At 70.6% G+C, this 12,519-nt stretch carries 13 protein-coding genes and 1 tRNA gene; 7 read left to right on the top strand and 7 right to left on the bottom strand.

What is annotated here, in order from left to right; translation table 11 throughout:
• The first annotated feature begins 277 nt into the window (after window positions 1-277).
• A complete protein-coding gene (locus OHA05_RS17725; protein WP_328861121.1) occupies window positions 278-961 on the top strand; it encodes a bifunctional DNA primase/polymerase in 684 nt (227 codons plus the stop codon).
• 153 nt (window positions 962-1,114) lie between these two features.
• Window positions 1,115-1,687, top strand: a complete 573-nt coding sequence (locus OHA05_RS17720) for a hypothetical protein (protein ID WP_328861120.1) — start codon at window positions 1,115-1,117, stop codon at window positions 1,685-1,687.
• Between the two features lie 207 nt (window positions 1,688-1,894).
• On the opposite strand, the gene OHA05_RS17715 is transcribed toward OHA05_RS17720, so the two are convergent.
• The 3 genes from OHA05_RS17715 to OHA05_RS17705 all read right to left on the bottom strand — a co-directional run bounded on the left by OHA05_RS17715 (window position 1,895) and on the right by OHA05_RS17705 (window position 4,627).
• Entirely contained in the window at window positions 1,895-2,887 is a 993-nt protein-coding gene (locus tag OHA05_RS17715; protein ID WP_328861119.1) for a DUF5926 family protein, read from the bottom strand.
• A gap of 277 nt (window positions 2,888-3,164) precedes the next feature.
• On the bottom strand, window positions 3,165-3,764 hold the full coding sequence (locus OHA05_RS17710; RefSeq protein ID WP_313945390.1) for an ATP-binding protein: 600 nt from the start codon (window positions 3,762-3,764) through the stop codon (window positions 3,165-3,167).
• A 53-nt stretch (window positions 3,765-3,817) separates the two neighbouring features.
• Window positions 3,818-4,627: a glycerophosphodiester phosphodiesterase gene (locus tag OHA05_RS17705; RefSeq protein WP_327682516.1), complete on the bottom strand. Its 810-nt coding sequence runs from the start codon at window positions 4,625-4,627 to the stop codon at window positions 3,818-3,820.
• A gap of 327 nt (window positions 4,628-4,954) precedes the next feature.
• On the opposite strand from OHA05_RS17705, the gene OHA05_RS17700 reads away from it, so the two are divergent.
• Both OHA05_RS17700 and OHA05_RS17695 read left to right on the top strand, forming a co-directional pair.
• A complete protein-coding gene (locus tag OHA05_RS17700; RefSeq protein ID WP_328861118.1) occupies window positions 4,955-6,523 on the top strand; it encodes a S1C family serine protease in 1,569 nt (522 codons plus the stop codon).
• 177 nt (window positions 6,524-6,700) lie between these two features.
• A tRNA-Ser gene (locus tag OHA05_RS17695) sits at window positions 6,701-6,787 on the top strand.
• Window positions 6,788-6,946: 159 nt separating this feature from the next.
• Here OHA05_RS17695 and OHA05_RS17690 read toward each other — a convergent pair.
• From OHA05_RS17690 to OHA05_RS17675, 4 genes are all read right to left on the bottom strand, one after another.
• Window positions 6,947-7,342: an Imm7 family immunity protein gene (locus OHA05_RS17690; protein ID WP_313945393.1), complete on the bottom strand. Its 396-nt coding sequence runs from the start codon at window positions 7,340-7,342 to the stop codon at window positions 6,947-6,949.
• A 102-nt stretch (window positions 7,343-7,444) separates the two neighbouring features.
• Window positions 7,445-7,759, bottom strand: a complete 315-nt coding sequence (locus OHA05_RS17685) for a hypothetical protein (RefSeq protein ID WP_313945394.1) — start codon at window positions 7,757-7,759, stop codon at window positions 7,445-7,447.
• A 163-nt stretch (window positions 7,760-7,922) separates the two neighbouring features.
• Window positions 7,923-8,282 carry a DUF805 domain-containing protein gene (locus OHA05_RS17680; RefSeq protein WP_313945395.1) on the bottom strand — a complete coding sequence of 120 codons (360 nt, stop codon included), beginning with the start codon at window positions 8,280-8,282 and terminating at the stop codon, window positions 7,923-7,925.
• A gap of 353 nt (window positions 8,283-8,635) precedes the next feature.
• Entirely contained in the window at window positions 8,636-9,502 is an 867-nt protein-coding gene (locus tag OHA05_RS17675; protein WP_313945396.1) for a bifunctional DNA primase/polymerase, read from the bottom strand.
• Between the two features lie 312 nt (window positions 9,503-9,814).
• On the opposite strand from OHA05_RS17675, the gene OHA05_RS17670 reads away from it, so the two are divergent.
• The 3 genes from OHA05_RS17670 to OHA05_RS17660 all read left to right on the top strand — a co-directional run bounded on the left by OHA05_RS17670 (window position 9,815) and on the right by OHA05_RS17660 (window position 12,518).
• Window positions 9,815-10,120, top strand: a complete 306-nt coding sequence (locus OHA05_RS17670; RefSeq protein WP_313945397.1) for a hypothetical protein — start codon at window positions 9,815-9,817, stop codon at window positions 10,118-10,120.
• A 224-nt stretch (window positions 10,121-10,344) separates the two neighbouring features.
• Window positions 10,345-11,523, top strand: a complete 1,179-nt coding sequence (locus OHA05_RS17665) for an acyl-CoA dehydrogenase family protein (RefSeq protein WP_328863417.1) — start codon at window positions 10,345-10,347, stop codon at window positions 11,521-11,523.
• Complete coding sequence (locus OHA05_RS17660; protein ID WP_328861117.1) at window positions 11,520-12,518, top strand: bifunctional MaoC family dehydratase N-terminal/OB-fold nucleic acid binding domain-containing protein; 999 nt, start codon at window positions 11,520-11,522, stop codon at window positions 12,516-12,518. Before OHA05_RS17665 ends, OHA05_RS17660 begins: the two co-directional genes overlap by 4 nt.
• The last annotated feature ends 1 nt before the right edge of the window (window position 12,519 follow it).

Genomic DNA, 12,519 nt, shown 5'->3' with positions numbered 1-12,519 from the left:
CGGGCGTCCTAACAGCCGTGGGCCGCGCCGCATCCCCGGGTGGCGGGGAAAAGTTTTGACGGGACGGCAAGCGCCACGCGCGCGCCACCCCTCGCCATGCGTTTAATGGACTACAGCCCACGTTCGGCCCCCGAGCGGCGATCCTGCCGCAGACGAAGCGGGGAGTCGCCCATGCCACCGGCAAGGGGCGGTGATGCGCCGACTTGTACGCACAGTGAAGAGCTGCACACATGTTGTGATGTGGACCTCGGCGTTCAACGGAAAGGAACGAGCGCTCATGCGCGAGATCCTCGGAAGGCGACGCAGGCTCCTGTTCCGGCGTAAGAGGGGGCCAGTACAGCTTCGGGCGGCGCTCACCTACGCCGCCGCGTGGCAATGGCCCGTCCTCCCCGGTGTGGGACTGAAGGCGGCCGGAAGCCGCGGTGACCGCGGGCGCGGTTGCGCCTGCCCGGACCCCGAGTGCGTCGTACCCGGCGCGCACCCCTTCGACCCCGGCATTCTCGCGGCGACGACCGACGAGCAGATGGTGCGCTGGTGGTGGGCCAACCGGCCGGCCGCTCCGATCGTGCTGGCCACCGGAGGACGGGCACCGTGCGCGGTGAGCCTGCCGGCGGTGGCCGGGGCGCGTGCGCTCTCGGCGCTCGACCGCATGGACATGCGGCTGGGCCCCGTGGTCGCGACGCCCACCCGGTGGTCGCTCCTCGTGGCCCCCTACACCCTCGAACAGCTCGGGGAACTGCTCTTCGTCAAGGACTGCGTGCCGAGTTCGCTGCGCTTCCACGGCGAGGGCGGATATCTGGTGCTGCCTCCGGCGGAGGCGGGAACCGGTCAGGTGCGCTGGGAGCGGGCTCCCTTGCCCGGTTCCGCCGCACCGTGGCTGCCGGATGTGGAGGCGGTGGTGGACGCGCTGGTCGAGGCGAGCACCAGCGCGCCGGACGGCGGCAGTCGGCTGGCTTACTGAACAGGCGCTTCTTCGGGCCGGCTCCCTCACTCGTAAGGGTTGGAGCCGGCCCGAGTTGTCGGGAAAACGGGCGTGCGGCGCACCGCGTGCCCGTATTCCGCGGATATCGTCGGTCCACCGTCAGGAATTCCGCTCGGTCGGCAGGTGGGCGCCATGAATCTCCGCATGATCGGGATCGCCTCGGTCGTGGTGGTCGCCGCGCTGTTGCCGCTGGCCGCCGTCGCCGGACCGGCCGACGGCCTGTTGTGGCCGGACGCGCCCGCCGCACAGGGACCCGTCGTCGACGCGAAGTCAAGTACGCGACCGGATCCGCAGACGGCCGAAACAGATCCCACCGAACCGCCCGCCGCAGCCGGCTCGGCTGTATCGCCCGCCTCCGCGGCACGGTGCGGTCCGGAACTGACATCGCCCGGCGGGATCGAGGCGCAGACCTGTGTGCTGACGCAGAGCGGCGATGCCTGGGCGCGTACGTACTACCGGAATGCAACAGGTGAGGAATTGCGTTCCGTACTCACTCTGATGGGACCCGGCGGGCGCACTATGCAGACCAACTGTGCGGTCGAAGCGGGTGACGAACCGGGTGTTTGTGAGACACCGCGGGAGCCTTCTCGGGGCGGATCCGGGGATTATTCGGCAGTTGCGGAGTTCGCGCCTGCCGAGGATTCGGACGATGCGCCACTGCTGCTGAGGTCCGGGAGCAACTCCCATGGCAGCGGGGGAAGTTGACGCGTCCACGCGGAACGGACCGCTCCGCGGAAATGGAAGCGCCCGGTCGCTGGCGACGGGGGATGCACCAGCGACCGGGCTTCCAGAACGGTAACAAGAGATCGGCGGTTCGCAAATTCGATCTCGGTTATTCGGACATCGATTCGGCTGCCCCCGGCGAGAGTTGTGACCGGAGTCACCAGTCTCTTCTCACGGCCGGGAAGGATGTCAGCTGAGGGTCACCTGGCGGTTGGTGAGACCGCCGCGGGCGCGGCGCTCCTCGGGGGAAAGCGGAGCGTCGGAGGCCAGCGCCTCGGACAGCCGCTCGGCGAACTCGGCCGCCGGCTTCTCGCACTCCTCGGCGCCCATCCCGGTCGGCAGGTCCCAGACGGGGACCATCAGGCCGTGGGCCCGGAACGAGCCGACCAGACGGGTCCCCTCGCCGAGCGAGGTGGCACCGGAGGCGTGCAGCCGGGCCAGCGCGTCCAGCAGCTTCTCCTCCGCGTGCGGCATGACCCAGCGCAGGTGGTTCTTGTCCGGCGTCTCGCACCAGTAGGCGGAGTCGACTCCCGTCAGGCGCACGGTGGGGATCGCCGCGGCGTTCGCGCGCTCCAGTGACGCGGACACCTCGGGCGTGGCGTTCTCCGCCGAGTCCGGGATCCAGAACTCGAAACCGGAATGGACGACCGGCGCGAACGCGGCGTCCGGGTCGAGGAGGTCCTGAAGTCGCGGACCGTCACCGGAAACCCGCTCCCCGGCGACCGGATTGCCCGGCTGGGAGGTGAGCGCGCGGTTGAGGGTGTCGGCGAGGTCGCGGCTCAGGTCGCCCGAGGACGTGTCGTTCTGCAGGCCGAGCAGGACCGAGCCGTCGTCGCGGCGCAGCGCGGGCCACGCCATCGGCAGGACGGTCGCGAGCGTCACGGACGGGACGCCGTCGGGCAGTCCGTCCTTCAGCGTCAGCTCGACCGTCGCGGCGGGCACCAGTTCGCGCAGGGCGACCCAGTCGCATTCACCTGCGAGGCCCTCGAACGGACGCTGGACCAGCTCGGTCACGGCGTGCGAGGCCGCGCGGCCGTGACATGCCTTGTAGCGGCGGCCCGAACCGCAGGGGCAGGGCTCACGCGCCCCGACCACCGGTACGGGTTCATCGGCGCCTGCGGCGCGGCCCCGGTCCGTGTGCGGAGGCTTCGACGCCTTGGTCTGGGGGCGCTTCTTGGCCATGGTGCGGCTTCTCCCGATTGCGGCGGTGCTGTGTGTGGGCGCGAGCCTAGCCGTCCGCCGCCCTCACGGTGGCACAGCGCCGCACACTCGCCCCGGCGGTGCTCACTTCGTCGGGAGCATCGGTCATGTCCGGGTCGCCGGGGACCCGGGTCGTGCCGTCATCACCGGAAGGCCGGCCGGGACCGCTGTGTTCGTGCCACCCGGTCCCTGCCCGTCGCGGCCAGGGGTGGTCGTGCCCCTCGGTCCCGCGGCGCCGTCGTGCTCGCTCCGCCGAGGGTCAGTCGAGGTCGTCGTACGCCTCGGCGAAGTCGAAGCCCGGGCCTGCGACGCGCGTAGCAAAATCCTCGCGCCGGTGCCCTTCCGTCACGATCACCCACACGGTGACCTCGCCGCCCGCGCTGTCGCGGACACCCCACTCCTGGGCGAGCGCGGTGATGATGTTGAGTCCCCGGCCGCCCCGTGCGGTCACCGACGGTGTGGACGGGACCGGCCGCGTGGGACCGCCGCCGTCCGTCACCTCGACCGTGAGCCGGCCCGCCTGGTCGACGCGCCACTCGGCGCGGATGTCCCCGTCGCCGATCTCGGTACGTCCCAGCGGTCTGCCGTGCCGGCAGGCATTGCTGAGAAGCTCGGACAGAATCAGAACTGCATCGTCGACGACCGATTCCGACACCCCGCTGCGGCGCAGCTGTTCCTGCATACGGTGTCGTGCTGCCCCCACGCCCGCAGGACCATGGGGAACGGCCATGCTCGACGACGTGGGCACCTCCTGTGCCACCACAAACGCCACCCCCGAGACCTCCTTTGCCCCACGCCACGGTGTGAATGCCCCAATGGACTGGACCGGAAACCGGCCAAGGCCGGGCCAGTGACGCACTCGTAACGATCGGATACGAACCGAACGCGCCGGTGCACTCCCTGTAAGGGGTGTTACAGACGGCCCAGCTGGGACAGCACCTGCCGCGGCCGGTTGGTGATGATCGCCTCGACACCCAGCCGGACGCAGAGCTCGACGTCCTCGGGTTCGTTGACCGTCCACACATGGACGCGCTGGCCCGCCCGGTGAAGCCGGGCGATGTAGCCGGGCTGGTTGCGGACGATCCGTATCCCCGGCCCCGCGATCCGGGCGCCGGAGGGCAGCCGTCCGTCGCGCAGCCGCGGACTGACGAACTGCAGCAGATACACGGTCGGGATGCGCGGCGCGGCGGCCGAGACCCGGTGCAGCGAGCGGGCCGAGAAGCTCATGACGCGTACGGGAGAGTCCGCGGGCGTCGGCGGGTCGGCGAGGCCGAAGCGGCCGAGGAGCTGGAGCAGCCGGTCCTCCACCTGCCCCGCCCAGCGGGTGGGGTGCTTGGTCTCGATGGCCAGCTCGACACGGCGGCCCGAGTCGGCGACCAGTTCCAGCAGCCGTTCCAGGGTGAGCACCGAGGTGAGCGACGGGTCACCCCAGTCCGGGCTCTCGGCGGAGTCCTCGCGGCCCTTCCAGGTCCCGAAGTCCAGCGCGCCGAGGTCGGCGAGCTCCAGGGCGGACACGGCGCCGCGGCCGTTCGACGTCCGGTTGACCCTGCGGTCGTGGACGCACACCAGATGGCCGTCGGCGCTGAGGCGTACATCGCATTCGAGGGCGTCCGCACCGTCGTCGATCGCCTTCATATAGGCGGCGAGGGTGTGTTCCGGGGCGTCTTCCGACGCGCCTCGGTGGGCAACGACCTGAATGTTGTGCTGCCGTGCTTGGGTCACCGCGTCATGGTGTCACCGAGACGGGGAAGGCGTGCGCAGGGGGCCGATCCCAGGCCGGGAAGCGGCCCGGCGGCGGATCCGTCCGGCGCTCTGGGGATGCGTCCTGATTGTCGGAAGTAAAGGATTGCGGGAATACACACAGGTCCTGCTTACAGTGGCCTGACGGGCTGTGGGAAAAGCTTGCGTCGGACAGCTGCTGACCGGTCCCCGCCGAGACAGCGCCGAACGCCGCCCGCCACCACCGCCCGACCAGGGCCGGAGTACGAACCGCCGCCAGGCACCGGACGAAGCACGACGACGCACGACGTGGAACCTGAGGAGAGAGCTGTGAGCACCGAGAACGAGGGCAACGAGGGCACTGCGCGGCCGGCCGCCCCGTCGGTACCTCCCGTGCCGGCCGGCCCTCCCGAGTTTTCGGGACCCTCCGGAGCCGAGCCCACGCCCGCCGCGTATCCCGACCCGCCCCGCCACGACGTGACGCGTCCCGCCGAGCCTGCTGCGGCTGCGGGCGAGCGTCCGGGGCACTCCGCGCAGCCCGAGCACGCCACCGCGCCGCTGTCGCATCCCGTGGGCGCCGCGGCGCCGGCCGGATCGCAGCAGCCCGGCACCGGCTGGCCGCCGCCCCCGCCCAGCCTGCCCTCCTACGGCGGCGGCGCCCACGGCCCTCATGGCGCTCACGGCCCCGGCGCGCCCCACGGCCCCGGCGGCGACGGCCCGGTCTGGGGCGCCCCGGTGCACGCGGGCGAAGGGCCGAGGCGGAAACGATCCGGCGGACTGGCAGCGGCCGTCCTCGTGGCCGCCCTGGTCGCCGGCGGTGTCGGCGGTGGCATCGGCTACTGGGCGGCCGAGCGCAACGACGACGGCATCAACTCCACGACGGTCTCCGCAGCGGATACCCCGAGGGAGATCCAGCGCGAGCCGGGCACGGTCGCGGCCGTCGCGGCCAAGGCGCTGCCGAGCGTGGTCACGATCGAGGCGAAGGCCGGCGGCAGCGGTGCCGACGGCACGGGCGAGAGCGAGGCGGGCACGGGCACCGGCTTCGTCTACGACAAGGAAGGCCACATCCTCACCAACAACCACGTGGTCGCCACCGCGGCGGACGGGGGCACGCTCTCCGTCATCTTCTCCAACGGCAAGAAGTACGACGCGGAGGTCGTCGGCCGGGCCGAGGGCTACGACGTGGCCGTGATCAAGCTCAAGAACGCGCCGTCGGGTCTGAACCCGCTGGCCCTGGGCGATTCCCAGAAGGTCGCCGTGGGCGACTCGACGATCGCGATCGGCGCTCCCTTCGGCCTGTCGAACACGGTCACCACCGGCATCATCAGCGCCAAGAACCGCCCGGTGGCCTCCGGTGACGGCTCCAGCGGCAAGAACTCGTACATGAGCGCCCTCCAGACGGACGCATCGATCAACCCCGGCAACTCCGGCGGCCCGCTGCTCGACGCACGCGGCGCGGTGATCGGCATCAACTCGGCGATCCAGTCGGCGGGCAGCGGCCTCGGCCAGTCCCAGGCGGGCTCGATCGGACTCGGCTTCGCCATCCCGATCAACCAGGCGAAGAACGTCGCGGAACAGCTGATCAAGACAGGCAAGCCGGTCTACCCGGTCATCGGCGCGACGGTCGACATGTCGGGCAAGGAGTCGGGAGCCAAGATCGCGACGGAGGGCGCGGGCGGCACGGCGGCCGTGACGGCGGACGGCCCGGCGGCGAAGGCCGGTCTGAAGTCGGGCGACGTGATCACCAAGTTCAACGGCAAGCCGATCGACAGCGGCCCGACACTGATCAGTGAGATCTGGAATCACAAGCCGGGCGACAAGGTGAAGCTGACGTACGAGCGCGGCGGCAAGGAACAGACGGTCGACGTGGTACTCGGTGAACGCCAGGGCGACAGCTGAGCCACAGGGGCGGGCTTCGCCCGGTCCCCGGCGGTCGGAGGGCCGTTCCACGCGGTGGTCACAAGGCTGCTGTCACCGCCTCGGTGGCGACCGAGGCGGTGATCGAAAGCGTGCTGCGACGCGCCGCGTCGGCCCGGTACTCTGTAGGCCGTTCCGCGGCAGGTGAGGCGGGGCGTGGGTGGGTTGCCCGAGCGGCCTAAGGGAACGGTCTTGAAAACCGTCGTGGCAGCGATGTCACCGTGGGTTCAAATCCCACACCCACCGCAGTTGAACGGCCCTTGACCAGGTCATACGGTCAGGGGCCGTTGTGCTGGGCGCTGCCCGCCGACCATCGATGTCCCAGCGGCTTCCCGCCCGATCGGGCGCGGAGGGGGGACGGGCCCCCTTTCGATACGCGGCTCCGGCCCGCTCGGTCGGCGATGGTCACAGCGGGTCCTCCAGCACCGGAATGCAGGGTGACAGCAACGGTTCCGCGTGTTCGGTCACCTCGCCGCGCACCAGCCTGAGGACGAGGACCTCGTTGTCGCGACCGGCGTGCTCGTCGTCCCGTACGTGCAGCAGGCCGTAGGACCCCGGTGCCCGCCGACCCACCTCTGCGAAGAATCCGAGAATCTCCTTGTCACGGTGGTTGGAGAAGCCCCCCAGGTGAAGCAAGGGCTCGCCGTTCATCCACCGCAGATCCAGGAGATACGGGCTGTTGATCTCCCGGATGCGGCGCTGGACGCCCTCGACGATCTCCCGCAGACGATCGGCCTCGCGGTCGTCGTCGTCGGCGCCGGCGCTCTCCCGCACGGTGATCCAGCCGTGGTATTCGAACATGGACGCAGCGTAGTGACCGCGCGGCCACTGCCGATCAGGATGCCCGTCTGCCGCGGGCAGGCTCGTCGGCAGCCCCCACTGCCGACGCGTCACCGCCCCGGTTCAGTTCTCGTCGAGCCACTCGCTCAGCCGGATCCGCACCTGGAAGCTGCTGTCGGTGTGCCAGACCACCGTGCCGCTGACCTGGGCTCCCAGCGCCGGCAGGGTTCCGCCGACCGGCATGGAGCCGGCGTCGGCCATGCCGACCGCATGAGGAGAACCGTTAATGCGGATGAAGATGCCGAACGGTTGGCGGCCGACGACCTGACCTGTGACAGGGGTGCCTATGGGGAGCGCGGACACGGTTGCCGGCCACGCCCGGCGGATCTGTTCCGGGAACGGATCGTCGGGCCCGCGTCGCCAGCCGAATTCGGTCATGAGGCGATCCTGCCAGCGAAACGGCACCCAGAAGTGCGGCGGGGTGGTCGGAACGCCCCGAAGGGGGCGGAAACGGCCGAGCGCCGTGGCCGACGGGCTCGTCGGGCACGGCGCTCGGGGCCGGCCGGGAAAGAGCGGTTCCCGGCGGCCGGTGGTGCGGCGATCAGTAGGTGGCCGGAACCAGCTTCGGGTCCGGGCCGTAGCTGTTGTCGTGGCGCTTGCCCTCGCTGGCGAGGAACACCAGCATGACGATGAAGCCCACCAGCGGGACGATGCCGATGAGGATCCACCAGCCGGAGCGGTCCGTGTCGTGGAGGCGGCGGATGGTGACACCCAGCGTCGGAAGCAGCACCGCGACGGTGTAGATGCCGCCCAGGATGGGGCTCGTGCCGGCCACGGCGTCGACGATCGCCAGCACGATGCTGATGATCACGCTGAACAGCGTGAACATCCAGTACTCCTGGCGGCGGGCCCGCCCGTTGAACACCGCGTACTTCTTGAGCACGTCCAGGTACCAGTGCATTACGTCCCCCCAAAGGACTGTGGTGGACCCGTCCTCATGGATCAGGCCAGGGGCAGAACCTATGGGCTTGAAGTGAGCGGGTCAAACTGTTACCTAAAGCTTGTCCGGCGGCCGACTGCCCGTCCGTTCGACCGTGGGGAAAGGCCCAGGTGGCAAGGGGGGAGGCCCCGTCGCGACGGGGGATACGCGACGGGGCCTCGACAGGGCTGGTGCCCGGACCACCGGGGGTCACGCATGGGGATTCGTGTGGCGTGGGCCACACCGGGACGGGGTGGGGCGGCGGCGGGGATGCCCCCCTCGTGAGGCACCCCCGCGTCTCCCCGTTTCCCCGTTCCCCCTTCCCTCTCCCCCGTTCAGCGGCCGCGGCCCGTGGTGAGCCGGTCCGCCGAGGCGATCGTCGCGCGGGCTTCGCGTTCGCTCAGGCCCGCGTGGACCGCCGCTTCGGTGAGGGCGTCGGCGAGGTCCTCCCCGATGCCGTTCTCGTACGCCCGGCATGCCGCCCAGAACAGACGGGTGTTGCGCTGGCCCTCGTGTGCCGCCAGGACGAACTGGACGAGGCCCTGACCGTGCGGCGGGCGTGATCGTGTGGCGTGCCGGGAGCGCGCGGGGGGTGCGACGAGCCGGAGCAGGGCGCGGGGGCACGGAGCGGGCGAGAGATCGGCGGTGCCGGGGGCCAGCCGGTACGCGCCGTGGGCGGAGACCGAGCCGGGGCCGACCAGATAGCCGCCCGCGCCGCGCACGTCGATGCCGGGGGCGAGCCGGCTCGCGGAGTTCGGTACGACGACGTCCGGCGGACCGGTCAGCCACAGATGGCGCCCGCCGCTCGGGGTGAGCACGGTGACCGTCTCCGGAATGGTGAACAGGTGCCGCAGCGCCAGGTGTTGGAGTGCGGAGACCGAGTCGGTCGGAGCCTTCGTGTCGAGGTCGATGCCGATCAGATGGTGCGGGGGGCGGCCGCATGCGATGCCGTAGCCGGTGGCCCAGGGCGCGGCCCCGAAGAGGGCGCGCACGCCCGCCGGGTCGGTGGTGGCGTCGTGGACACCGTGGCCGGGGAGGCCGCACTCGCCGCGGCACAGGACCGGCTCGGCCTCGCCGTGGTGCGGGGAGCGCAGGGCCGGAAGCTTCGTGGGGGACAGGGGGATGACGGGGAGCCCTCGCTCCGCGGCGGAGAGGGCGTGGGCGAGGGCCAGGGTCGCGGTCTGCCGGTCGGTGATGGCCATGGCCCCATTTTCGTACAAGCGTTCGAAGAAGGGAAGGGGGAAAGATTGGCCGAAAATATGCCGTAACGCTTCATCCCTTGCGGCCCTTGGGTTTTGTCACCTCTGCGCCGCTGAGCTGGGGTTCTGTGGCGACGAAGGGGGTTTATCGACATGTCATCACGCTTGCGGGGGAATCGCTCCGGGATGGGCGGTTCGCCGGGGATTCGGTGGGCAACTCTGAGATCGCGACGTCGTGACCACGATCCGGGGCGGTCGGCCAACTGCTCTGGAACCAGCCGTACTTCCGCAGTTCCGGTTCCTGGAGGAAATGACATGGCAAGCATCCGTACCGCCCGCGTCCTCGCCGCTGTCGCAGCACTGCCCCTCACGGCCGCCCTGTTCTCGGGCGTCGCCACGGCCGACAACGGAGCGTTCGCGGACGACGGATCGAACGCGACGGTGGCATCGATCGTCGGCAGCGGGGTCGGTGGCGGCAACTGGGGTAATTCGACCACCAGTCAGCAGGTGGCGAGCGGCGCCGGCGCGTCGAATCACAGCAACATCGCCAGCGTGAACGGCTCCGCGTTCACGGCCATCGATCAGTCGAAGACCGTCGTGAACTTCACGAACCTGTGGTGACGACCGGCCCGACGGGGGGTTCGATCCTGGGGTGAACCACCGCCTGCGCGACGGTACTTCGGTGCCGTCGCGCAGGCGGTTCTGTGCGGGGCGCGGTTTCGGGGATCTGGTTGAGGGCCTCGCGCGATCGCGGGCGCGGCATGACCTTGACAGGGTGGCGTCATCTGACGGACAGTCAGAAATCCCTGATCCCCCGCGATCCGTACGCCCGGGAGGCGGCCGCCGTGCACCTCGCCCCGACGGAGCGGCAGCAACTGCTGCGCGCCGAACTGCGCTCGTACTTCACAGCGTTGATGCCGGACGGTCCGCCGCCCCCGGCGGACGCGGAGGCGCAGCGGGCCCTGCTGCGCCGGATCGGCGCGGACGGCATGCTCGGCCTCGGCTGGCCCGTCGCCTACGGAGGCCAGGGCCGCGGCGCCGACGAGCAGTTCGTCTTCTTCGACGAGGCCCATCGCGCCGGGGCCCCGGTGTCGATGGTGACCCTCAACACCGTCGGCCCGACCCTGATGAAGTTCGGCACCGAGCAGCAGAAGTCGGCCTTCCTGCCGGGCATCCTCAGCGGTGAGATCGTTTTCGCGATCGGCTACAGCGAGCCGGAGGCCGGGACCGACCTCGCGGCTCTGCGCACCCGTGCCGTCCGCGACGGCGACTCCTGGCTGATCGACGGCCAGAAGGTCTTCACGAGCAACGGCCAGAACGCCGACTGGATCTGGCTCGCCTGCCGCACGGACCCCGCCGCGCCCAAGCACAAGGGCATCTCGATCATCCTCGTGCCGACCGGTGCGCCCGGGTTCTCCTGGACACCGATCGAGACCGTGGGCGGTCAGACCACGACGTCCACGTACTACGACGGCGTCCGGGTGCCGGCGGCGAACCTGGTCGGCGAGGGGAACGCCGGCTGGAGGCTGATCACCAACCAGCTCAACCACGAGAGGGTGGCGCTCGCCGCGATCGGGATGCAGGCGGAGGACTTCTTCGCGGCCGCCCTGGAACGGGCCCGTACACCCGATCCGGTGAGTGGCAGGCGCCGAATTGACGAGCCCTGGGTCCAGTTCCGGGCGGCCGAAGCACACGCCCGGCTGGCGGCAACGCGCCTGCTCAACTGGCGTTTGGTGGGCGATGTGGAGGCGGGCGGTCCGGCCCCGGGCGACGCGAGCGGGGTGAAATTCGCGGGAACCGAATCGGCGGTCGAGGTGTATCGAATGTGCCAGGAAATCGCGGGGGAGGCCGGACTGGTCCGGGCCGGATCGCCCGGGGCTCTCGGCACAGGCGCTCCGGGGGACGGGGAGCTGGAGCGGATGAACAGGGCAGCGCAGATCAACACCTTCGGGGGAGGGGTGAGCGAGGTGCAGCGGGAGATCGTCGCGACGATGCGGCTCGGTATGACGAGGGGGCAGCGGTGACGGACACGGACGTACCGGGGCTGTACGAGCGGCTCAAGGCGTACGAGGGCAGGGCGACCACGACGGGAGGAGCCGGGAAGGACCTGGTCAACGAGCCGATGATCAGGCACTGGTGCGAGGCGATGGGGGACACCAACCCGGCGTACCGGGGCCCGGACGCGGTGGCGCCGGCGACGATGCTCCAGGCATGGACGATGGGCGGGCTCTCGGGACACACGGCGCATTCGACGGTGCACGACGAGCTGTTCGGACTGCTCGACGACGCCGGGTACACCTCGATCGTCGCGACCGACTGCGAGCAGGAGTATCTGCGGCCGCTGCGGCCGGGTGACCGGATCACCTTCGACGGTGCGATCGACTCGGTGTCGCAGCGCAAGACGACCAAGCTCGGGACGGGCCACTTCATCACGACACGGATGGACGTCCGGGCGAACGGCGAGCTCGCCGGTACGCACCGCTTCCGGATCCTCAAATACGCGCCGGCCGCGCGAAAGCCGAAGGCCAAGCGGCCGAGGCCGGTGATCAACAGGGACAACGCCGGATTCTGGGCAGGGGTCGCGGAGCACAAGCTGCTGATCCAGCGCTGCACGGGCTGCGACACCCTGCGGTTCCCCTGGCTTCCGGGATGCCATGCCTGCGGTTCGGACCGGTGGGACACGGTCGAGGCGAGCGGCGCCGGGACCGTCTACTCGTACGTGGTGATGCACCACCCGGTCTTCCCCGGCTTCGCCGCGCCCGATCAGCACGGAGACACGACCGGGCCGTACGCGGTGGGGCTGATCGAGCTCGCGGAAGGCGTGCGGATGGTCAGCAATGTGACAGGGGTGCCGTACGACAAGGTGCGCATCGGGATGCCCGTGGAACTGGAGTTCCTGCGGGTGGACGAGGAGTTGGAGCTGCCGGTCTTCCGCGGCACGGGAGCGGGTGCCGATGGGACCGCCGGCGCCGACAGCGATCCGCACGGCGGCTCGGACACGGCCGGGGGTGAGGGCTGAC

Origin of the sequence: Streptomyces sp. NBC_00306, assembly GCF_036169555.1 — a bacterium.
In the GTDB taxonomy this organism is placed as follows: domain Bacteria; phylum Actinomycetota; class Actinomycetes; order Streptomycetales; family Streptomycetaceae; genus Streptomyces; species Streptomyces achmelvichensis.
The sequence above is the reverse complement of the archived record's forward strand: the minus strand, read 5'-3'. Positions and strand labels throughout refer to the sequence as shown.